Source organism: Pseudoclavibacter sp. AY1F1, from assembly GCF_002931075.1.
Taxonomy (GTDB): Bacteria; Actinomycetota; Actinomycetes; order Actinomycetales; family Microbacteriaceae; genus Pseudoclavibacter.
This window is the reverse complement of sequence record NZ_PSTQ01000004.1, coordinates 74,463-95,991: the sequence shown is the minus strand read 5'-3', so window position 1 is coordinate 95,991 and position 21,529 is coordinate 74,463. Positions and strand designations below refer to the sequence as shown.

Sequence of the window (21,529 nt, the reverse complement as noted above, 5' to 3'; positions counted from 1 at the left end):
CCCCGCGCCCTCACCCCACCATTGAAAGGAACTATCCCCGCATGACGAACCACACACAGGCACCCTCGAGCTGTTGCAGCACCAGCGCCCCCAACCCCGCCACCGCGAGCAACGGCCGCGAGAACCTGATGGCGAGCGACGTGAACGACGACATGACCACGTGTCCGGTCATGGTCGGCAACCCCGTCAACAAGAGCGCCGCTGAAGCGGTCGGCCTCTACCGAGACCACGAGGGTGAGCGGTACTACTTCTGCTGTGCCGGATGCGGCCCCGCCTTCGACTCGGACCCGGCCAAGTACGCCGCGAATATGGCCTAGCTGTACACCGAACGCGGACGACGTCAGACAATTCACCTCGGTCGACTCGACCTGAACGGACACCCCCTTCAATGCCCATCACCAAGTACCTCGAATCGGTCGGGCCTGCTCCAGCGCCGTCCGGGTCGCGATCGCAGCAAGTCGCCGTCGGCGCAGTTCCCGTCTGATGTCAGAACTGCCTCTCGCGGGCCGCCGGCGCGGCTTCGGCTTTGCTATCACCGCGACCATGCTGCTGATGATCGCCGCCAGCGCGCCGTCTCCGTTTTACCCGGAGTTCGCTGCCCAATTCGAGTTGCCGCCGGTCGCGATCACGCTGATCTTCGCCGTCTACGCCTTCACGATGCTCGCGACCCTGCTGCTCACGGGCGCGCTCTCCGACACGGTCGGGCGCCGCCCCGTCATCGCGGCAGGGTCAGTGCTGCTGGCAGCGAGCCTCGTGCTCTTCTGGCAATCTGGCGGCCTCGCCATGCTGCTCATCGCCAGGGCCTTGCAGGGAATCGCTGCCGGCCTGCTCCTGCCAGCGCTGTCTGCGATGGTGGTCGACTTCGCGCCGCCGAAACAATCGGAGGCAGCCTCGCTGTGGAACACCATCGCGGCCATGACGGGCCTCGGAATCGGTGCAATCACCTCGGCTTTCGTCCTTGACCTCGTCGTCGACGCATCCAGTGCAGTCTTCGGCACCCTGACAGTCGTGTTCCTCCTGGCGACCGCAGTGGTCTGGGCGACGCCGGAGGCGCCCCGCTCGAGCCGCTCGGCTGGTTCGACTGGTTTGACCCGCTCGGCTGGCGTGCGAGTCGAGCCCACCAGGTCACGGTTGGAGGTTCCCGCGAGGCTGCGACGACCGCTCGGGGTCGCGGTGCCTGCCATCATCGCCGGATGGGCAACAAACGGACTGTTCCTTGCCCTTGGGTCGTCACTCGTCGGGCAGGAGTTCGGTGCGACGACGCACGCTCAGCAGAGCGTCGCGATCCCGATTTTCGCTGCCGCGGGCATCGTCGCATCCGTCCTGCTCCATCGTCGTTCGGCACGGCTTGTGAGCGTCTACGGCACGTCCGCGCTCGGCGTCGGAACCGCACTGAGCCTGCTCGCCTTGGCGTTGAACTCCCTGCCCGTCTACCTGCTCACGGTGGCGGTTGTGGGCACGGGCTTTGGGACAGCCTTCATGGGCGTCTTGAAGACGCTCATGCCGCGCGTCGGCCCGAATGAGCGTGCAGCCGTGATGGCGGTTATTTACATCGTCTCGTACCTCGCCTTCGGCGTTCCCACGATCGTCGCGGGTCTGCTCGTGCCGGCCGCCACGCTGCGGGGTGCGATGACGATCATCGGCGTCGTGATCGTCGTGCTCTGCGCGATCGCCACCGTGCGGCGACTCAGGATTCGTGACATCCCCGACGGGAAGGAGGCGGAGCATCCGAACGCAGAGCTCCGCAGCAATGTTCCGGTCGAACCTGCGGAACGCGAGGGCGCATCTTCCGCGGCGTCCGCCTCCGGCGAGCGAGGGTCGAGGGGCCAGACGGGCGACGGCCGGTAGCCTTGCAACGGTTGGAGGGGTCCGCCGCCTGTCGGCGCGATCCCTCCCGCACCGCACGGGCACCTCGCCCAGCTCGCCTGCTCACCCCGAAGGAACGACCCATGTCACCCTCATCTGAGTCTCCCGCAGAAGACCACGGCTACATCAGCGACAAAGACCAGTATCTGAAGCGGATGCGGCGCATCGAGGGGCAGGCACGCGGCATCTCCAAGATGATCGACGAGGAGAAGTACTGCATCGACATCCTCACGCAGATCAGCGCCCTGACGCGCGCGATGCAGGTCGTCGCGGTGGGCTTGCTCGATGACCACCTCCGGCACTGCGTCGTCGACGCGGCGCGACTCGGTGAGGACGAGGCCGAGGCGAAGATCAAGGAAGCCAGCGACGCGATTCGTCGGCTCGTCCGCTCCTGATCTCAACCCGTTTGCGTCCCGGCGCGAGTGATTCGCGTCGCGCTTTGCAGCAGGCCGCCCGCTTGGGCGATCAGTACCTGCTGTTGAGTTCTCGACTCTAAATACCCAATACCCGCACGGGGTATATTCGTGGTCTGGGCAACGATGCCCAGATGCCGCGGAATGCGGTATTCGCTGGCCCCTCAACTCGGGCCTGCAAGAACTCAAGGAGTATCCGTGCCGCGCTTTTCCCGTCTCACACCGTCGACGGCCGTTGGGGCCTCCCGAGATCTGCTTGGCGAGCTCGTGGCTCGTCACGGTGAGGTTGGTGACATGGTGTCGACCATGCCGCACTCGCCCGCGGTGCCTGGCGGGTACCTGCAACTCAGCCGCTCGCTGAGGCGAGCGAAGCTGGACCGGAAGATCAGCGAGCGCATCTCGATCGCAGTTCAGGCGCAACAGGGGTGCGGTCTGTGAAATCGCCGACGTCGTCGGCGTTGTCTCGCTCAACATCCTCACTGGTGCGTTCAACCTCCTCGCGGGACTCACACCTGGGAAGGGCGACGGGAACGCGGACCAGGCCCAGCCGCACTGAGTCTGGCTTCGGTGACCAGGCGAGCGAGCGAGCGAGCGAGCGAGTGGGTCGGGGCTGCGCGATTGGGGGAGCGGATGACGAAGCCAGTCGGTCCGTGTGGCCCGGGAGCAGAGCTGTCGGACCTGTCCTGCGTTTCCGCCTGACAGGTCCGACAAGAGCGGGCGAGCAGCCCACCTATTCTGCGGTGAGCGCGATCCGGTTCTTCTGACGAGCCGATGAATCCGAGCGAGGCGGAATCATGAGCGCCGGGCGGGCGGCCTGGTGACGTACGTTCTCACGCAAGCAGCCCATCCCGATCGCGGTCAGACGGAGATCGACTCCTTGGCTGCCGGCGCGGATGCCCGTGGCTTGGACATGGTGATTGCGGTGACGATTGCGCCGACCAGCGCGAGGATGGCCGCGCCGATGAAGGCTGCCGAGTACCCCTGGGTCAGTTCTGCCTTTGACGCGTCTGTGCCTGCGATGCCGTAGACGATCGCAGTGAGGACGGCGAGTCCGAGGGCCGATCCAATCTGGTAGCTGGTGCTGACGAGCCCGGACGCGATGCCGGTTTCGGCGGGCGGTGCTGCGTCGATCGCCGTTCCGAGGGATGGGACAAACGCGAGCGACATGCCGAGCGCGGACAGGAGCGAGGCGGGCAGGACATCAACTGCGTAGGTGCCGTCTGGGCGAACGAACGCGAGCCATGCCAGTCCGCCGGCCAGCAGCACGAGACCTGTGACGATCATCGACTTCGCGCCGAACCTCGCCTGGAGACGTGGTGCCAGCGCGATCATGACGATCACGACCAGGCCGGTCATTGGGAGGAGTGCCGCACCTGCGAGGAACGCGGTCGCCCCGAGCACCTGCTGCAGGTACAGGTTCAGGAAGAACCACATCGACACCCAGGCTGCCCCGAGCATCAACTGGGCCCCGTTTGCCGCGGCGAGCCGCGGAGCGCGGAGGAGACCGAGACGCAGCAGTGGACTTCGGCTGCGTGCCTGGATGATGAAGAAGAACACCAGCAGGACGATGCCCGCGGCCAGCACGCCGAGCGTGGGCCACGTGAGCCAACCAACTTCTGGGGCGTTCACAACCGCGTACACGACGGCGGCGAGGCCGGCCGTCACGGTGAGGGCACCGCCAAGGTCGATTGATCCCGACGCCTTGCGGACGGTTCGGGGGAGCGCCGTGGCGGTGAAGGCGAGGACGAAGGCTGCGATGGGCACGGTGATGTAGAACACCCACGGCCAGCTCAGGTACTCGGTCAGCACTCCGCCGAGGAAGACGCCAGCCGTGCCGCCGATTGGTGCGGCGGCTCCGTAAACGGCGAAGGCCTTTGGAAGGTCGGCGGTGCCACCGAACAGCATCATCAGCAGGGTCAGTGCTGCCGGTGCGATGAGCGCCGAACCGGCGCCTTGGATGGCGCGGCCAGCGAGCTCGAGGCCGATGTTGCTGGCGGCCCCGGCCATGATCGATCCCGCGATGAGGACCAGCCAGCCGGTCACGAAGATCTTCCTGGCGCCGAATGCATCGGACAGGCGCCCTCCGAGCAGGAGGAGGCCGCCGAATGCGACCACGTAGGCGTTGAACACCCATGAGAGGGACTCGGGCGAGAAGCCGAGCTCCCTTTGAATGTCGGGGAGGGCGACGCCGATGATCGAGGTGTCCATGATGACGACGAACTGCGCCGTCGCGATGAGCACGAGGCCGAGCCAGCGCTTGGCGGGCGATAAGGGCGGGTGGGTGGTCATGAGTTTCCTCCTGCGGAACAGTGCCGGCGTATCCGGACGCGGTGTACTCTATACCCATAGGGGGTAGGGGTTATAGCAAGATTCCCCTGTGTGTGCACGAGGTGCACGGGTAGCCCCACGCAGAGAAGGAGAAATCGCATGAGCAAATTCGCCAGTTCCCCGGTGTCCGGAGAGCGCGCTGAACCGGTCGCGGTCGCGGAGTCCTCTGCCGTTCCCGGCGTGCGCGAACCCCTCGGGGTCTCACCGTTGCGCGGAACCACGGTGCCGATGACGCGCCTGCGCAAGGTGATAGCCGGACGCGCGGTCGAGGCGATGACCTCGATGGCGCAGGTGACCACCGTGGTCGAGGTGGATCTGACCCGCGTCGCTCGCCTTCGCGACAGCGTGAAGGCGAATTTCCTGCGAGCGACGGGCAACAAGCTGTCGTTCCTGCCGTTCTTCGCGATGGCGGCGGCAGAGGCACTCCGCGTCTACCCGATCATCAACGCCAGGGTCGACGACGACAGGATTGTCTATCCGGCGCGGGAGGATATGGGTATCGCTGTTGACGCTGAGCGCGGGCTCATGGCGCCAGTCATCCGAGACGCCGGGGAGCTCGACATCGCCGAGCTCGCCGCACACATCGCGGACCTCGCCGTGCGCACGCGAGGCAACCGGCTCAAGCCGGACGAGCTGGCAGGAGGTACGTTCACGCTGACCAACACGGGTTCGCGAGGGTCGCTGTTCGACACACCCGTCGTCTTCTTGCCGCAGTCGGCCATTCTCGGGACGGGCGTCGTTGTCAAGCGCCCGGTCGTCGTCACGGCGGCGGGGGTGGATGCGGTTGCCGTGCGGTCCATGGTGTACCTCGCGCTGTCCTACGACCACCGCATCATCGACGGGGCAGACGCTGCGCGGTTCCTGGTGAAGGTCAAGGAGCGGCTGGAGGAGGGTGCGTTCGAGTCGAGCCTCGGCATGTAGTGCGGCGACCGGGAACCCGGCTTCGCAGTCGAGCATCCCGAATACCGAGTTACCCGGGAGCCTCCCCGTTGCAGGACGAACACATCCAGATCGACGCACTGCCGTCTCATTGGCCTATAAGGCCAGGTCTGCGCTGGTGCAGATGTGACGGGAGTGACAGCAGGGAGTAAAGGCGCTCGCTGACTCGTTGGTTAATCGAGATTTCTCACGGCAAGTGCTCAGTTTGGTCTAATCTGGATCGAATCCACAGAGGTGTTCCCAAGTGCACCCACGCTCACTTAGGTCGCGAGCCATCCGGCACGACCGTAGAAAGGCTGACTGCATGCCCAAGCGCATCCGACGTTCACTCACTGCCCTCATCGGCGGTATCGCTGCCGCGGGGCTCCTCGCGGTCTCGGCGCCCGCATTCGCGGCGCCGGCTCCAGTTGAGCCCGCCCCGACCTGCGAAGCGCAGCCGCAGGACGTCGCCATCCTGATCGACACCACCGGTTCGATGAGCGGCGCGATCTCCGCTGCCCAGGACACGGCGGTCTCAGCGGCCAACACGATCAGCGCCGCAGGCGGCCGCGTCGCACTCGTCGAGTACAAGGACGCTGGCGACTCGATCGTCGCGCAGACGGCGACCGACTTCACGACCGACGCGGCAGCATTCGCGGCGGCAACCGAGACGCTCTACGCAAGCGGCGGTGGCGACAGCCCCGAAGCCGTGCTCTACGCGCTCAACCACACGCTCGACAACCTCTCATGGACCCCGAGCGCGCCGCACGCGATCATTCTCATCACGGACGAGACGTTCCACGACCCGGACGTCGCGGACCCGACCCTGACCGCAGCCAGCGTCACCGCCGACCTCAACGCCAGCAACACGCAGGTGTTCCCGCTGCTCACCAGCTCATTCGCTGACAGCGAGGGCCAGTACACGGCGCTCGCGACAGCAACGGGTGGTTTCGTCACGACGCTCGATGGCTCCGCGGAGACCATCGACGAGATCCTCGAGCGCCTCATCGGCGAAGTCGTTTCACGTCCCTGGGTGAAGTTCACTGAGGAGTCGTACTCGGGTGTTGTCGGCGAGGCGGTCGCGCTGCCGACCGTCAGCGGAGCCGACTGCGCGCCGCTTGAGGTCGCAACGTGGTCCTGGACACTCGTCGAGGGTGACCCCGACGTCGCGCCAGGCGCTGACGATGAGGCAACCGCAACGTGGGGCGCGCCCGGCACGTACGCAGTGACTGTCACGCTCACGACCGTCGATGGCCAGACCGCGACGGCCACGACGACCGTTGTCGTCACGGCTGCTCCGACGACGACGCCGACCGCAACGGAAACCACCACGCCGACGCCGACCGAAACGGCCACGCCGACGCCGACCGCCACCGCGACCGCGACGCCTCCGGTGACCGTGACGGTCACGCCGACCACGACGGCTCCGGCTAGCACGACGCCGGCTGCCACGCCCACTGCATCGGCAGCTCCGGGTGGCGGCCTCGCCACCACCGGCGCTGAGAACGTCGGCCTCCTCGCAGGCGGGGCCATCGCGCTCATCCTCGCTGGACTCGGCACGACGCTCCTGCTCCGCCGCCGCAACGCCTAACGGCTGAGCAACACCTCGGCTCCCGCTGAGGGAATCCGCTGACGGCCACCGCCACCTCCTGAAGTCAGGGAGGTGGCGGTGGTCGTCTCTCCGCGCCCTCCGCGCACGCATCCCACCGTCCGCTGTCCACCGTCCGTCCGTCCATCCCGCGTCCGCTGGCCGGCGCGCATCCACGAGGGAGATGCAGTTTCGTAGCGAAACGAACCTGCATCTTCCGCACTTTTGCAGCGGGGAGCGCGAGGCCGGGTACGCGGATGAGCGTGAGGGGAAGATGCGGCGGTCGCACCGGGTGGCCGGCAGGCGTGGGAGGCTTGGCGCATGGACTTGGAGGTGTCGCGCTCGCTCACGATTCCGGCCGCGGAGCTCGGTTGGCGCTTCTCGCGATCGTCGGGACCCGGCGGGCAGCACGTCAACACCACCGACAGTCGCGTCGAGCTGTTCTGGAACGTCAGCGAATCACAGGTCCTCACCGACGATCGACGGCGGATGCTCCTGGAGCGTCTCGAGAAGCGCCTCGTCGACGGAGTGCTCACGGTGACCTCCTCGGAGCGGCGCTCGCAGCTCCGCAACCGCGAGGCAGCGCTCGAGAAGCTCGCTGACCTGGTTCGCCAGGGGCTCGCCCCACCCGGGCCGAAGCGGCGTGCGACGAAGCCGACCAAGGGATCGCAGCGGCGTCGCCTCGAGTCGAAAGGCCAGCGGTCGGCGACCAAGGCTCAGCGGCGGCGGCCAACCCACGACTGACCCGCTTGCAGCGTGCATCGCCGCCAGTCGATTGCCGCCTTCCGAGGGGGCATTCCGGCGTATTGGCTGGCAGCGCTGGCGGGCTACCCGCGCAACCGCGGATCGTACGTCGGGTCCAGGTACTGCTCGGCGCATCCATTCGAGGATGCAGACGCCTGGAATTCGAAGTGCCACGGTTCGTTGAGGTAGGTCTGGCAGAGCCCGTATGCAGCCCCGTTGGTGGCGAGCCAGTCGGATGCCCCGCCGCCTTCCACATCGACGGCGTCGCCCGAGACGTGCAGGGAGGTCTCTGGCGAGGCGACCCAGCGGGCCGCTTCTTCCTCTGAGCCGTACTCGGCACGCGCATCCTGGAGCAACTGACTTTGCAGCTCAGTCGAGCGCCAGCCACTGTTCACCATGACGTACACGCCCGCAGATTCGGCGTCGCGGGTTGCCACTTGAAGTGCATCGAGCAACGAGGGGGACAGGTTGCTGATGCCGGCGTACTCAGTGTCGAACGCCGTCGTGCCGAACGGCAGGCGGCCGTCGGAGTTCTCGGCGCCAGCGTCGCTCGGATTGGGTGCGTTACCCGCCCCTGCGTCGCCGGATGTATCTGCGTCGCTGGATGTTCCTGCGTCGCTGGGTTTTTCTGCGTCGCTGGGCGCCGCAAGCACCGCATCCCGAACTGGCGGCTCGCTCTGCGACGCCGTGCTCTGCCCGAGCTGCGCTGAGACGAGCGCGACGCCGAGCCCTGCCAGGGCGACGACGGTGGCGCCGCCGATGAGAAGCCGCGCGGTTCGCTTGCGCTTCGGCAGGTTCGACCGCTTCTGCGGGTTCGGAACGGTGTGCTGATGGCGGGGCGAGCTGGTGAGCGTCATGAGACCAGTTCAGGCGACGCGACGTTGCCCGGGCGTTACAGCTTTCGCATACGCCGGCGATATGCCGCGGCTCGTATCATCGGCCTATGCGTGTGCTGCTGGTTGAAGACGAGCCCTACATGGCGGAGGCGATCCGCGACGGGCTGCGGCTCGAGGCCATCGCCGCCGACATCGCCGGTGACGGGCACGCGGCGCTCGAGCTGCTGAGCGTCAACGATTACGACGTCGCTGTGCTCGACCGTGACATCCCGGGCCCCTCCGGCGACGAGGTGGCCAAGCGAATCGTGGCGTCGCAGAGCGGGGTGCTCATCCTCATGCTCACTGCCGCCGACCGGCTCGACGACAAGGCGTCAGGCTTCGAGCTCGGCGCCGACGACTACCTCACGAAGCCCTTCGAGCTGCAGGAGCTGGTGCTGCGACTGCGCGCCCTGAATCGCCGCCGCGCGCACAGCCGCCCGCCCATACATGAGATCGCCGGCTTGAAGCTCGACCCGTTCCGTCGCGAGGTGTACCGGGACGGCCGCTACGTGGCTCTCACCCGCAAACAGTTCGCCGTGCTCGAGGTGCTCATGAGCGCTGGCGGGGGAGTCATCAGCGCCGAGGAGCTGCTCGAGAAGGCCTGGGACGAGAACGCCGACCCGTTCACGAACGCCGTCCGCATCACTGTCTCCGCGCTGCGAAAGCGCCTCGGGGAGCCGTGGCTCATCGTCACCGTGCCGGGCGTCGGCTACCGCATTGACGCCGACGCGGACTCGGTGCACGAAGAGAACGAACCGCGGTGACCCGGCAGCGCGGCCTCAGCGTTCGACTGAAGCTCGCCCTCAGCTACGCCGCCTTCCTCATGATCGCGGGCGCGCTGCTGCTCGCTGTGGTCTACGCCTTCCTGCTCCGCTACGTGCCAGCCGAGGCGATGGCGAGCGAGTGGACGTTCTTCCCCGGCCGCACCGACCTCGTGCGCGCGTTTGTGCCGGCTGCTGCCTGGGCCTTGCTGTTCCTGCTCGTCTTCGCGTTGGTCGGCGGATGGTTCCTGGCGGGGCGGATGCTCGCCCCGCTCACGCGCATCACGGTCGCCACGCGTGCTGCCGCGGCCGGGTCGCTATCTCACCGCATCCGCTTGGAGGGGAAGAGCGACGAGTTCACGGAACTCGCGGACAGCTTCGACGCGATGCTCGCCCAGCTGGAGGCGCACGTCGCCCAGCAGCAGCGGTTCGCGGCGAACGCCTCGCACGAGCTGCGCACGCCGCTCGCGATCTCGCAGACGCTCCTCGACGTCGCCCGGAAAGACCCGGACCACGATCACGACGAGGTGCTCGGCCGCCTGTACTCGGTGAACGCTCGCGCCATCGAGCTGACGGAGGCGTTGTTGGTGCTGAGCCGCACCGAGCACGGCACGTTCGCGACCGAGCGCGTCGACCTGTCGCTCGTCGCGGAGGAGGCGGCCGAGACGCTGCTTCCGCTTGCCGAGAAGAGGGGCGTCGCCATCGAGACGGCGGGGGAGGTGGCGAATACGGTCGGGTCGCCGGCGCTCATCTCGCTGCTCACGACAAACCTGCTGCACAACGCGATCGTGCACAACTTGGCGCAGGGCGGGTCCGTCACTCTCACGACGAGTTCGGCGGCGGATGCGGCGATGTTGGTCGTCGAGAACACGGGCAGCCCGATCGACGAAAAGCTACTCGCGACCCTCACGGAGCCGTTCCAGCGCGGCGAGCAGCGCGCCCGCAGCGACCATGCCGGCGTTGGGCTGGGTCTCGCGATCGTGAAGAGCGTCGTGAAGGCGCACGGCGGTTCGATGCAGCTCGCGGTGCGCGACGGCGGCGGGCTACGCGTGACCGTGCGCCTGCCACCCGCGACCGGTCGCGAGGCGAGCGCGGCAAGCGTCCGCGACGCGACCTAGCTGAACGCCGAGCGCCGCACGCTCGGCGCGACGATCGCCGCACCCATCAGCGCGCCGACGGTGTTCGCGATGATGTCGGTCGTATCGAAGCTGCCGACGGCAAGCGCGAACTGCGTCGACTCCATGGCGAGGCTCGTGAAGCCGGCCGCGAAGAACGTCTTCGGGCCGGGAGCCACGCGCCACAGGTACCCAGTGCAGAGGCCGAACGGAACGAAAACGGCGACGTTAGCGAGCACCTCAAGCGGCCGGCTCGCCGCGTACCCCTCGCTCGCGATGAACGGGATGAGCTTCAGGTGCCTCGTCTCGCCCCAGCCCACAAACGGCGCTTCGAGCTTCCACACGATCAGCCAGGTCAGTAATGCCAGGTACGCGAGGAAAAGCCCAGCCACCAACAGTCGAGGTGCGCGCGACGGACGCCGTGTGCGCTGTCGCCGCTGGGCGCTGCCGTAGGCCCGCGTGGTCGGGAGTTCTAGGGTCTGTTCTGCTCGGCTGTAGCTCATGGCTACAGCCTCTCGAGGGGCGTGTTGCGAGGACGTATGCGAGTTTCGATACGCGGACGATACGCGTCGGCATGCGCTTCTCCACAGGCGACAAGCCGAGCTCTGCAATCGTGGGAGAATTCCGGCTTGTGACTTCCGCCAGCGCATCCGAAAACCCCAGCCAGCACGAGGCTGCGCGAGACCCTCAAGCCGTCGCGGGGCAGGCCAGCGAGGCGCACCACCTGCAGCGCTCGCTCTCGCCTCGCCAGCTCGCCATGATGGGCCTCGGCGGCGCGATCGGTGCCGGCCTCTTCGTGGGCTCCGGCCAGGCGATCGCGGTCGCCGGGCCCGCCGTCATCGTCTCGTACGCAGTCGCCGGCCTGCTTGTCATCTTCGTGCTCTTCATGCTCGCGGAGATGGCCGCCGCCGACCCGCAGAGCGGCGCATTCTCCGTGTACGCGGCCAAGGCATTCGGGGCGACGGCAGGCGCCACTCTCGGCTGGTTCTACTGGATGCAGCTGGTGATCGTCATCGCCGCCGAGGCGACTGGGGCTGCCGCGATCGTGGCCGCCTGGACCCCCGGCATTCCGCAGGGCGTGTGGGCGCTCGCATTCATGGTGACGTTCACGCTCGTCAACCTGCTCGGGGTTCGCCGCTACGGCTCCTTCGAGTTCTGGTTCGCCGTGCTTAAGGTGGCCGCCATCATCGGCTTCCTCGCCCTGGGTGCGGCGCTCCTCTTCGGCCTCATCCCCGACGTGCCCTCGCCGGGCCTCTCGAACCTCGTAGCTCACGACGGGTTCGCGCCGACCGGCATCCTCGGCATCTCGGCCGCCCTGCTGATCGTCATGTTCAGCTTCGGCGGCACCGAACTCACCGCGATCGCCGCCGCCGAGACGCGCGACCCCGCCACGAGCATCCGCCGCGCCGTGCGCAGCGTCCTGTGGCGCATCCTGCTCTTCTACATCGGCTCGGTCTTCGTGATCGTCGCCGCGCTTCCGTGGACCGACCCCGCCGTCGCCGGTCCGTTCGCCGCGGTGCTCGCGGTCACCAACATTCCCGGCGTCGACTTCATCATGTCGGGCATCATCGTCATCGCCCTGCTCTCGGCGCTCAACGCCAACCTCTACGGCGCCTCACGCATGGTCTACTCGCTGTCCGAGCGCCGCTTCGCGCCCCGCGGCATGCAGCGCCTCGCGCGCAACGGCACGCCGGCCGTCGCCGTACTCGTCTCGGTCGGCGTCGGCTTCCTCACCGTCGTCTTCAACTTCCTCGCGCCCGACGCTGTCCTCCCGACGCTGTTGAACGTCGTCGGCTCGACCCTCATCGTGCTGTGGGCCACGGTAACGGCCTCACAGTTCGTGCTCCGACGGCGAGCGGATGCACGCGGCGAGACCCTCACGGCCCGCATGCCCGGCTTCCCCTGGTTGAGCATCCTGGCCGGTGTGATCCTCCTGGTGATCATCGTGCTGACAATGCTCAACGAGGGGTCCAGGGAGCAGCTGCTCGCGACGCTCGGCATGACCGCGGTCATCGCAATCGCGTGCGCGCTGACGAACAGGCACCTGCGGCGTCAGGGTGTCGACCCGGTGCAGCTGCTGCGTGGCGAAGTTCGCTAGCGCTCTGCGCGAGCTGCGCCCACCTCGAGCGCATTGCGGCAAAGAAATTAAGTTATCCGCATTTCTCTTTGACGCCCCCCTCCGGTTCAAAGTTATATGCGAAAATTGTAAAATTTGGGTTCGCTTCAGTTCTGGGGATAACTGGTGAACGGGCTTGCGGGGAGTGTTTCGTGGGTGAGGAAGTTATCCACAACCCTGCGAAATGTCGGTGGTGGTGCGTAGTGTTTGGGGCATGCAACAGCACCGCGATGATGGCGTTCCGGATCCTGGGTTTGACCCTTCGGATCCGGTGTCGGTCGCGGCGCGGCGGTCGGAGATTCTGGCGTTGGAGGAGGCTGCCGCGGCGATGCTCGCGGCGGGTGCGGCGTTGCAGTTGCGGGCGCACGCGGCCGCGTACGAGTTCGGGCATGCGCTTGATCGTGCTGAGGGGTGCGCTGAGTCGGCGATGCATGTGCGCTCGATCGCGAACGAGGTGGGGCTGCTGGTGAGGCTCGCCGCTGGGACCGCGCAGGGGCACCTGGCGTCGGCGGCGGTGACGTTGCGGGAGTTCCCGGCGCTCACGTTCGCGCTCGAGGAGAATCTGGCAACGCCTGCGCAGGCGAGCACGCTCGCGAGCGTCGGGTTGAAGGTGAACCATGAGGATCCCGCGGAGCAGGTGCTGCGTCGGGCCGAGTTCCTGCAGGTCATGCTCGAGCGGGTGCGGCAGGAACCCCTCCCGCCGAAGGCTCTCCAGAAGGCGGCTGAGCGGGTCGCGGAGGAGCTCACCGGGGAGTCCATCGATCAGCGTTACGAGCGGGCGAAGAAACGCCGCCGCGCGAGCGTCGAGGACCTCGGCGACGGCATGAGCGTGCTGCGTGTGCTGATGAGCTCGTTCGTCGCGAACGCTGTCCTGGACCGGGCGCGGAAGCAGGGCAAAGCGATCATCAAGGCCCGCCCCAAGCCAGGCGCCGCGATCGAAGAGCCAGCGGACGGCGCGAACGCTGCAGCCGGCACGAGCGCAGCAGCGGGCACGAACCCGGCAGCAGGCACGAGCGCTGCAGCGGGCACGAGCGCGAACCCGGCGAGCGGGGAAGACAGCGCGGACCATGCGCCCGACGAGCGCACCCTTGACCAGGTCATGTCCGATGTGATCGCGGACATGCTCCTCACGAGCGACCCCATGAACCCGTCCGCGACCGCCGCGAGAGGCATCCAGGCCACCGCGCACATCAGCATCCCGGCCACGAGCATGCTGGCCGGCCCGAACAGTGGCGGCCCCAACACCGGCGGCCTCAACTCCGGCGGCCTCAACTCCGGCGGCCCAGGCGGCCGGGGCTTTGCTCCGGCGCTGCTGGATGGCATGTCGCCCATGCCGCTTGAAGAAGCGAAACGCCTCGCCGCCACCGCGCCAGCCTTCATCCGCGTCCTCACCCACCCGGTCACGGGTGCCGTGCAGGCCGTCGACTCGTACACGCCCACCGCCGCGATGCGCGCGTTCCTGCAAGCCCGCGACGTGCACTGCCGCTTCATCGGCTGCCGACAACCTGCCGCGAGATGCGAACTCGATCACACCATCGATCACCAGTACGGGGGTAAGACCGCCGTCTGGAACCTCAGCGACTTCTGCCTCGCGCACCACATCGTGAAACACCACACCGCCTGGCAAGTCAGACAACTCGGCGGCGGCATCCTCGAATGGACCACTCCGAGCGGGAAGGTCTACATCGACCGACCCGAACCCTACGGCGTGATCTTCACACCAAGCGACGAATTGACCAGAGCAGGCGGCACCGCGCCGTCGATGTCAGACGAACGTCTGCGCCCAGTCAGCGGTACCCCGCCGGCGCGGGCAAACGAAGTCGCACCGCCACCGTTCTAGGTCCGCCTCTGGCGTAGGAGTATCGCCGACGCGCGCTGGTTCCTCTTCGCGGGCGGGAGTCCGTCCGCGGGGCATGAGCTCCGCTTCCGGCGCGGGAATCCCGCCGGCGCGGAGTGGTTCTTCCTCGTTGGCAGGAAGCCAACTGCCGCGCACGATTCCGCTTTCGGCGCACGATTCCGGCCGCCGCGCATACGTTCCTCCTCGCGGGCAGGAATCTGGCCGACGCTCGCTCGTTCTTGCTCGCGGGCGGGCACCCGGCAGTCGTGCATGAGCTCCGTTTCCGGCGCGGGAATCCCGCCGGCGCGGACTGGTTCTTCCTCGTTGGCAGGAAGCCGACTGCCGCGCCGAGTTCCGCTTTCGGCGCACGATTCCGGCCGACGCGCATACGTTCCTCCTCGCGACCCGGAATCCGACCGCCACAGAGGGCGAGCAGGGGCGGGGCGAGGGCGGGGCGATCGAGCTCGCGACTCTCGCGCGTCTCGTCGGGCTTAGCGACGCCGGGGTCAGTCCACGCGGGGAGCCACGAGATCCGAGGGTGTTTCCGGGACGACTCCAGGCCAGTCCCCGAGCCGGTCGAGATTCTCCGGCACACCCTTCTCGACCGCAGAGTCCGAGACGGGAATCACCACACGCGAGAAGCCGTTCGCGGCTACCCCGATGCCTCCTCCGCTCGGCGAGAGCCATCCCTCGGCCCCGGCCACCGCTGCCAGGTCCAACTGGTCGCCCGGCGCTCCCGTGTAGTTGATCTCGACGGACGTATTCGGCATCGGGTCGTCGTTGACCGACCACGCGGACTCGGCGAGAAACTCCACGAGGCCGGCCGGGTCCACGAGCACATACTCGGGATCCAGCCGCACCTGGAACGTGAAACCGGTGTTGCCCTTGACGTTCGGCTCAGAGCCCCCGACACCGGAGAACGATAGCCCGGCCATGCCGTCGAGCGTGCTGATCAGCTCGGCCCGCGTCTGCCCGCCGGTTGCGGTCGGCGACATTTCGCGAGCGCCCGGAGCCTCGGGACCCGCGCAGCCGACAAGCGAGAGCAGCGCGGACAACGCCAGGAACGCGGCGGCTGGTTTCGACAAGCGGTCAAGGATCACCGCTCCAGACTAAGCCGGGTGCTGCGGGTGCGGGCTGCGGTGCGCGGGGTGCTGCGGTGTGCGGTGTGCTGCGGGGTGTGGTACGCGGAGTGCGGACGGCGCCAGGGGATCCGAGTGGCGTAGGCCAGAGGCTCTCAGGCACGACCTAGCGCAGAACGCCGCGCGCCCTCGCCTCGGAGACCGCCGCCGTGCGGGAGGTCACGCCGAGCTTCGAGAACACGTGCGCAAGGTGCGACTTCACGGTCGTCTCGGTCACGAACAGCTCGGCGGCGACTTCCGTGTTCGAGCATCCGTCGGCAACAAGCTCGAGCACCTCGATCTCGCGAGGCGACAGGCTCTGCTGCGGTGCGCGGAGCCGGTCCATGAGTCGGGACGCGATGGGCGGCGCAAGCGCGCTCGCTCCGCTGGCCGCGGCCCGCACCGCCGCGAGCAGCTCGTGGGGCGGCGCGTCTTTCAGAAGATACCCGCTGGCACCGGCTTCGACGGCGCCGAGGATGTCACCGTCGGAGTCGTAGTTCGTCACGACAAGCACGTGCGGGGGATCAGGCAGGCCGCGGATGCGCTTGGTCGCCGACGCGCCACTCTCGTTCTCGCGCGCACCGAACTGCAAGTCCATGAGAACGAGGTCGGGGTGCTCATCCGCCGCAGCCCGCACGGCCTCGTCGGCACTCGACGCCTCGCCGACAACCTCGATGTCGGCCTCGACGCCGAGGAGCGCGCGGAGCCCCGCCCGGACCACGGGGTGATCGTCGGCGATGACAACTCTGATCATGCGGTCGCCTCCTTCGGGAGCGTGACGGTGAGGGTCGTGCCTCGCCCTGGGACCGAGGCGACGTCCAGCATTCCACCCAACTGCTGTACACGCTCTCGCACGGCCACGAGCCCGAACGAGTCACTTCGCGGGCGCGTCGGCTGCGCATCGGCGGCCGTATCGAACCCCCGCCCGTCGTCGGCGACCGTGAAGGTCAGCCCGGCTTCCGTCTGCTCGAGGGTAATGGTGGCGCGCGTCGCGCCAGCATGCTGTGCAACGTTCGCGAGCGCTCCCTGAGCGATGCGCAGCAGCGCAGTCTGCACGGCCATTGGCAGCGCGTCGGCGTCGCCCCGTGAGTCGGCGTTGTCCCGTAGGTCGGCGTTGTCCCGTAAGTCGGCGCTGGCCCGAACATCGGCGTCGCCCCGTAAGTCGGCGCTGGCCCGAACATCGGCGTCGCCCCGTAAGTCGGCGTTGCCCCGTAGGTCGGTGTTGCCCCGCACGGCGGTGTTCCCCCGCGCGTCGGCGTGGCCCCGTGCGTCGGTTCTGGCACGAACGTCGACGCGCACCCCGTGGGCCGCGGCGGTCGCCTCGGCGAGCCGCCGCAGCGCGTGCTCCAAGTCCATGCCGTCGAGGTCGGGCGGCGACAGCTCACGAATGAACCGCCGCGTCTCCGCGAGGTTGTCGGCGGCCGTCTCCCTCGCCAGGCGGACGTGCGCGACTCCTGGCCCGTCCGGCTCGGCCCGCTCGGCGGCATGCAGGAGCATCTGGATGCTCGCCAGGCCCTGCGCGACCGTGTCGTGAATCTCCCTGGCAAGACGCGCGCGCTCCGCGAGCGTCCCCGCCTCGCGCTCCGTGGCAACCAGGTGGGACTGCGTCTCCAGCAGCTCGCTCATCAGCTGCTCCCGCTCCCTGGCCTCCATCGCGAGGGCTTTGTATCCGAGGCCGATGAGCACGGCAACGCCGGCCCCGATGCACGGGCCGACGACGCCGGCGACCGACCAGCCCTCGTGCAGGCCCAGGCCGACGACCGCGATGGTGGTCGTCGCGGCGACGGACAGCATCCCCGCCGCTCGGCCAAGCAGGTGCAGGTAGACGAAGAAGAGCGGGAAGACGAGGTACGCGGCCTCGCGCGACAGCCAGAGGAGGAGCATCCACTCAACGGTCAGCGCGGCCAGCCAAAGGAGCCGGCGGGAGTCAGGGCCCGACACTGACGTTGTGCGCGAGCTCACGAAGACTCCGAGGCCGTACGTCACGCCGAACAGCGCCGCCGCGCCGACGATGACCGGCGCACCCTGACCCGGGGTGATGAGCGCACGCACGACCACGAGCGCGAGGAGGCCGAACAGCAGCGCATGGAGCCCCGTGCGCAGCCCCACGAAAACCGGGGTGAGAGCGGTGGGCGACATGTCGCTCAGCCTAGACAGGCGCGCGGGGAGGATCATCCTTCGAAAGTTGGAGCGGAGCCTCCACCCTGCAGCCCTGGAGGAGTGTGCCGACGGCCGATGCCGCGCGAGGGGCCTCGGCGGGAGAGTTGTCTGAGCCGCCGGACCTGGCGGCGGGAAAGGACCAACCATGTTCGTCGCGCTCCGCGACCTCCGCTTCGCGAAGGGCCGATTTGTGCTCATCGGCTCCGTCGTCGCACTCATAACCGTGCTTGTCGGGTTCCTCAGCGGGCTGACGGGCGGCCTCGCCACACAGAACATCTCGGGCGTCCTCGCCCTGCCCACCGACCGACTCGCCTTCACGGTGCCGGCCGGCGACGACGCCCCGAGCTTCTCGACCTCGTCGCCCACAAGCGAACAGGCGGATGCCGTGGCCGCGGTCCCGGGGGTCGCGAGCGTCGCCCCGCTCGGCATCAGCCAGCTGCGCGCGGAGTCCGCAACGACCGGCGCCGCGGTGGCCGTCTTCGGCGTGCCCGCGGGGTTCAGCGACACTTCCCCATCGGCGACAGACACGATCACCCTCTCCGAATCGGCCGCCGAGGAGCTCGCTGCCGCCGTGGGAGACGAGGTCACGATCGGGGGCTCCAGTTTCCGCGTCGAAACCATCGGACCGGACGCCTGGTACAGCCACACCCCGGTTGTCGAGGTCGCACTCGACGACTGGCGCGCCCTCGCCGAGGCGACCGGGCCGCCGGATGCGTTCGCCACGGTCCTCGCCATCTCCGGCGACCCAGACTGGGCGGCCTTCGACGCAGAGACGGGGGTCGTGTCGGAGACGCTGGTCGGCTCGCTCACCGCCCTGTCAGCGTTCCGCTCAGAAGTGGGCTCGCTGCTGCTCATGGTGGCCATGCTCTTCGGCATCTCGGGTCTCGTGATCGGCGCGTTCTTCACCGTGTGGACGATGCAACGGCAGGGCGACATCGCAGTACTCAAGGCCCTCGGCGCGAGCACGGCATCGCTGGCTCGCGATGCGCTCGGACAAGCCCTGCTTGTGCTCCTCGCGGGGATCGGCACCGGCGTCGCGCTCGTCGCCCTCCTCGGGACCGTCGCGGGACAGGCGCTGCCGTTCCTCCTCAGCCCCCTCACCACGCTCCTGCCGGGCGCGATCATGGTCGCCCTTGGCCTCGCCGGCGCCGCCTTCGCGCTGCGCTCCGTCACCACCGCCGACCCACTCACCGCCCTCGGAGGCAACCGATGATCGCCCTGGACAACGTCACTCTCACCTTCCCAGACGGCGCCGGCCGCCTGACCGCGCTCGACAGTGTCAGCCTCTCGGCGCAGCCCGGCACGGTCACAGGCATCACGGGGCCAAGCGGCTCCGGGAAGTCGAGCCTGCTTGCCGTCGCTGCCACGCTCATCCGCCCAGACTCAGGCAGCGTGCGCATCGGGGATGTGGACGCCAGCGCGTTGAGTCGCACGGAAGCGGCCGCCCTGCGCCGGTCCAGCATCGGCATCGTCTTCCAACAGGCCAACCTCCTTCCCTCGCTCACGGCCCGAGAACAGCTCCTCGTGATGAACGAACTCGGGGAGCCGGCAAGCCGACAGCGCAGACCGGACGCATCCGCCCACGCCGACGAGCTGCTCGCCGCCGTCGGCCTCGAAGACCACCGCGCCAAGCGGCCGCACCAGCTCTCCGGCGGGCAACGGCAGCGGGTCAACATCGCGAGGGCCCTCATGAACAACCCGAGCGCCCTGCTCGTCGACGAGCCGACAAGTGCGCTCGACCAGGAACGCGGCGCCGCCATCATCGACCTCGTGCTGCGCCTCACGGAGGAGCTCAACACCGCGACCCTCCTGGTCACGCACGACCTCACGCACCTCCCGAGCCTGCACAGCTCCGTGCACCTGGTCGACGGTCGACTGGCGCAACTCCAGCGCTGACGACGGCGCTGACGACGGCGCGGCCCGGCGCTGACTCCAGGGCTGATTCCAGCCCTGGTGGCGGCGCTGACTCCAGCGCTGACGGCGGCGCTGACTCCGGCGCTGACTCCAGCTCTGATGGCGGCGCTGACTCCGACGCTGGTTCCCGCGCTGACTCCAGCGCTGAGGTGCCCGGCTGGGAGCAGACCGACTCGGAGGCGCGCGGGATCTGCCCGGATTGCGCCCGGCTGTGACCGGCAGTATCCGGCTGTATCCGGCTGTCCAAGGCATGCGACCGGCTGCGCCCGGATTTCGCCCGACTGCGCCCGGCTGTCCACGGCATGCGACCCGCTGTGCCCGGGTTGCGACCTGCAGCGCCCCGGCTGCGCCCCCGGCTGTGCCCGGGTTGTGACCGGCTGTGGCCGGATTGCGCCGGGCTGTGCTCAGGATGCGCCGGGTGTGCCGGTGACGCGCCCGGCGGTGCCCGGATGCGCCAGGGCTGCGCGAGAATCAGGGAGCGGCCCGGGTGGTCGCCACAACGGAAGGCGGCGAGACCCCATGCGCATCATCGTCATCGGAGCCGGACTCGCGGGCCTGACCTCCGCCTGGGAGCTGCGGAAGCTCGGCCACGAGGTCACGGTGCTCGAAGCGCGCAACCGAGTCGGCGGTCGCACCTGGTCGCAGCGGCTTGGCAACGGGCAGATCACCGAACGCGGCGGCGAGTACGTCTTCCCGACCGAGTTCGCGATCCGCAGGCTCTCGGCGGAGGTCGGGGTGCCCATTCTGAGCCACAACGTGCGGTACGCGCGGCGCACCGTCGATGGCAGGCACGTCTCGTCCGCCGATCTTGAGGCGACGACGACGCGCATCACCGAGACGCTGCGGCGGATGCTCGGAGACGGACACACGCGGGTCTCCGTCGAAGAGGCGCACCGGGAGGCGCTTGGCCCCGACTACCGGCAGAACCCGGTCTACCGGCGCATGGTCACGTCGCTCGCGAGCGACCCGAGCCTCGTGAGCGCCGCCTCCGCATTCCTCTACGACCCCGACGCCGGGCAGCCGTTCATCGACGACGGCGGGCGCTTCATCGGCGGCAACCAGTCGCTGTCGATCGAGCTCGCCCGCCGCCTCGGTCCGGCCGTGCGGCTCGAGCATCCCGTGATGGCACTCGATCAGTCGGATGCCGGCGTCGAGGTGACGCTGGCCGACGGCTCGCCACTGCACGGCGATGCCGCCGTCGTCGCGGTGCCGCTGCCCATCCTGCGCGAGCTGCGGCTCGGCTTCGAGCTCACCGAGGACCAGCGCGTCGCCCTCGACCACCGCATCATGGGCACTGCCGCGAAGCTCGGGGTGCCGCTCAGCGCGGTCGACGACGACATCGCCCTGCAAAGCTCCCACCTGACCTGGTGGTCGTGGCGGTCCCTCTCTGCTGACGGCGAGCACCGCATCCCGGCTCTCTCCTGCTTCGCCGGGAGCCGCGCGACCCTCGACGCCCTGCGGACGGCCGATGGGCCAGAGACCTGGGTCGCTCAGCTCCGCGCGATGCGGCCCGAGTTGGTCATCGACGGCGACGTGCTCCTCACCGACTGGAGCGCCGACGAGTGGACGCGCGGCTCCTACTCTGCCGCGTCGCTCGACTGGACTCCGGCCGATCTCGACGCCTTCGACGTGCCGGCCGGCCGGGTCGCGTTCGCGGGGGAGCACACCGGGCTCGAGCAGACGCTCAACGGCGCAGTCGTCTCTGGGCTCCGGGCGGTCGGGGCGCTCTCGCGCCTGACTGAAGCAACGGGCGGTGCCGTGTGAGCGCTCGGCCCG

At 68.5% G+C, this 21,529-nt stretch carries 19 protein-coding genes and 1 pseudogene; 14 read left to right on the top strand and 6 right to left on the bottom strand.

The window, feature by feature from the left end; all coding sequences use genetic code 11:
- Positions 1 to 41: 41 nt before the first annotated feature.
- The 4 genes from C5B85_RS08765 (at position 42) to C5B85_RS19545 (ending at position 2,717) form a co-directional block, all read left to right on the top strand.
- Positions 42 to 317 carry a YHS domain-containing protein gene (locus C5B85_RS08765; RefSeq protein WP_104285646.1) on the top strand — a complete coding sequence of 92 codons (276 nt, stop codon included), beginning with the start codon at positions 42 to 44 and terminating at the stop codon, positions 315 to 317.
- 166 nt (positions 318 to 483) lie between these two features.
- The gene (locus tag C5B85_RS08760; protein ID WP_104285645.1) at positions 484 to 1,848 is read left to right on the top strand and encodes an MFS transporter; all 1,365 of its coding nucleotides are present in this window, start codon (positions 484 to 486) and stop codon (positions 1,846 to 1,848) included.
- Between the two features lie 101 nt (positions 1,849 to 1,949).
- A complete protein-coding gene (locus C5B85_RS08755) occupies positions 1,950 to 2,261 on the top strand; it encodes a metal-sensitive transcriptional regulator (RefSeq protein WP_104285644.1) in 312 nt (103 codons plus the stop codon).
- A gap of 216 nt (positions 2,262 to 2,477) precedes the next feature.
- A complete protein-coding gene (locus tag C5B85_RS19545; protein WP_258070681.1) occupies positions 2,478 to 2,717 on the top strand; it encodes a hypothetical protein in 240 nt (79 codons plus the stop codon).
- Between the two features lie 420 nt (positions 2,718 to 3,137).
- Here C5B85_RS19545 and C5B85_RS08745 read toward each other — a convergent pair whose 3' ends face one another.
- Positions 3,138 to 4,568, bottom strand: a complete 1,431-nt coding sequence (locus C5B85_RS08745; RefSeq protein ID WP_104285643.1) for an MFS transporter — start codon at positions 4,566 to 4,568, stop codon at positions 3,138 to 3,140.
- A 228-nt stretch (positions 4,569 to 4,796) separates the two neighbouring features.
- Between C5B85_RS08745 and C5B85_RS08740 the strand changes: the two are divergent.
- The 3 genes and pseudogenes from C5B85_RS08740 to arfB form a co-directional block, all read left to right on the top strand.
- Positions 4,797 to 5,528, top strand: a pseudogene (locus tag C5B85_RS08740) (2-oxo acid dehydrogenase subunit E2); the annotation flags it as partial.
- 322 nt (positions 5,529 to 5,850) lie between these two features.
- Positions 5,851 to 7,116, top strand: coding sequence for a vWA domain-containing protein (locus C5B85_RS08735; RefSeq protein WP_104285641.1), 1,266 nt, complete (start codon positions 5,851 to 5,853; stop codon positions 7,114 to 7,116).
- Positions 7,117 to 7,434: 318 nt separating this feature from the next.
- On the top strand, positions 7,435 to 7,857 hold the full coding sequence (gene arfB, locus C5B85_RS08730) for an alternative ribosome rescue aminoacyl-tRNA hydrolase ArfB (RefSeq protein ID WP_104285640.1): 423 nt from the start codon (positions 7,435 to 7,437) through the stop codon (positions 7,855 to 7,857).
- An 83-nt stretch (positions 7,858 to 7,940) separates the two neighbouring features.
- Here arfB and C5B85_RS08725 read toward each other — a convergent pair whose 3' ends face one another.
- Entirely contained in the window at positions 7,941 to 8,714 is a 774-nt protein-coding gene (locus C5B85_RS08725; protein ID WP_104285639.1) for a M15 family metallopeptidase, read from the bottom strand.
- Positions 8,715 to 8,800: 86 nt separating this feature from the next.
- Here C5B85_RS08725 and C5B85_RS08720 point away from each other — a divergent pair, with 86 nt between their 5' ends.
- Together C5B85_RS08720 and C5B85_RS08715 are read left to right on the top strand one after the other, a co-directional pair.
- Positions 8,801 to 9,496: a response regulator transcription factor gene (locus C5B85_RS08720; protein ID WP_104285638.1), complete on the top strand. Its 696-nt coding sequence runs from the start codon at positions 8,801 to 8,803 to the stop codon at positions 9,494 to 9,496.
- Entirely contained in the window at positions 9,493 to 10,611 is a 1,119-nt protein-coding gene (locus C5B85_RS08715; protein WP_104285637.1) for a HAMP domain-containing sensor histidine kinase, read from the top strand. The genes C5B85_RS08720 and C5B85_RS08715 overlap by 4 nt, the downstream gene beginning before the upstream one ends.
- On the opposite strand, the gene C5B85_RS08710 is transcribed toward C5B85_RS08715, so the two are convergent.
- A complete protein-coding gene (locus C5B85_RS08710; protein WP_181064351.1) occupies positions 10,608 to 11,111 on the bottom strand; it encodes a VanZ family protein in 504 nt (167 codons plus the stop codon). The two genes, C5B85_RS08715 and C5B85_RS08710, sit on opposite strands and share 4 nt — an antisense overlap.
- Before the next feature lie 128 nt (positions 11,112 to 11,239).
- Here C5B85_RS08710 and C5B85_RS08705 point away from each other — a divergent pair, with 128 nt between their 5' ends.
- Together C5B85_RS08705 and C5B85_RS08700 are read left to right on the top strand one after the other, a co-directional pair.
- Positions 11,240 to 12,706 carry an amino acid permease gene (locus C5B85_RS08705; protein WP_258070679.1) on the top strand — a complete coding sequence of 489 codons (1,467 nt, stop codon included), beginning with the start codon at positions 11,240 to 11,242 and terminating at the stop codon, positions 12,704 to 12,706.
- 232 nt (positions 12,707 to 12,938) lie between these two features.
- Positions 12,939 to 14,564, top strand: a complete 1,626-nt coding sequence (locus tag C5B85_RS08700; RefSeq protein ID WP_146077899.1) for an HNH endonuclease signature motif containing protein — start codon at positions 12,939 to 12,941, stop codon at positions 14,562 to 14,564.
- Positions 14,565 to 15,067: 503 nt separating this feature from the next.
- Here the strand turns inward: C5B85_RS08700 and C5B85_RS08695 are convergent.
- The 3 genes from C5B85_RS08695 to C5B85_RS19540 all read right to left on the bottom strand — a co-directional run bounded on the left by C5B85_RS08695 (position 15,068) and on the right by C5B85_RS19540 (position 17,818).
- Positions 15,068 to 15,646 carry a hypothetical protein gene (locus C5B85_RS08695; RefSeq protein WP_146077898.1) on the bottom strand — a complete coding sequence of 193 codons (579 nt, stop codon included), beginning with the start codon at positions 15,644 to 15,646 and terminating at the stop codon, positions 15,068 to 15,070.
- A gap of 160 nt (positions 15,647 to 15,806) precedes the next feature.
- Entirely contained in the window at positions 15,807 to 16,433 is a 627-nt protein-coding gene (locus C5B85_RS08690; RefSeq protein ID WP_104285633.1) for a response regulator, read from the bottom strand.
- Positions 16,430 to 17,818 (bottom strand): histidine kinase, encoded by a 1,389-nt coding sequence (locus C5B85_RS19540; RefSeq protein ID WP_258070678.1) that lies wholly within the window; start codon positions 17,816 to 17,818, stop codon positions 16,430 to 16,432. The genes C5B85_RS08690 and C5B85_RS19540 overlap by 4 nt, the downstream gene beginning before the upstream one ends.
- A gap of 166 nt (positions 17,819 to 17,984) precedes the next feature.
- Between C5B85_RS19540 and C5B85_RS08680 the strand changes: the two genes are divergently transcribed.
- From C5B85_RS08680 to C5B85_RS08670, 3 genes are all read left to right on the top strand, one after another.
- Entirely contained in the window at positions 17,985 to 19,052 is a 1,068-nt protein-coding gene (locus C5B85_RS08680) for an ABC transporter permease (RefSeq protein ID WP_104285632.1), read from the top strand.
- Positions 19,049 to 19,735 carry an ABC transporter ATP-binding protein gene (locus C5B85_RS08675; RefSeq protein ID WP_104285631.1) on the top strand — a complete coding sequence of 229 codons (687 nt, stop codon included), beginning with the start codon at positions 19,049 to 19,051 and terminating at the stop codon, positions 19,733 to 19,735. Before C5B85_RS08680 ends, C5B85_RS08675 begins: the two co-directional genes overlap by 4 nt.
- Before the next feature lie 537 nt (positions 19,736 to 20,272).
- On the top strand, positions 20,273 to 21,517 hold the full coding sequence (locus C5B85_RS08670; protein ID WP_181064350.1) for an NAD(P)/FAD-dependent oxidoreductase: 1,245 nt from the start codon (positions 20,273 to 20,275) through the stop codon (positions 21,515 to 21,517).
- Positions 21,518 to 21,529 lie beyond the last annotated feature (12 nt).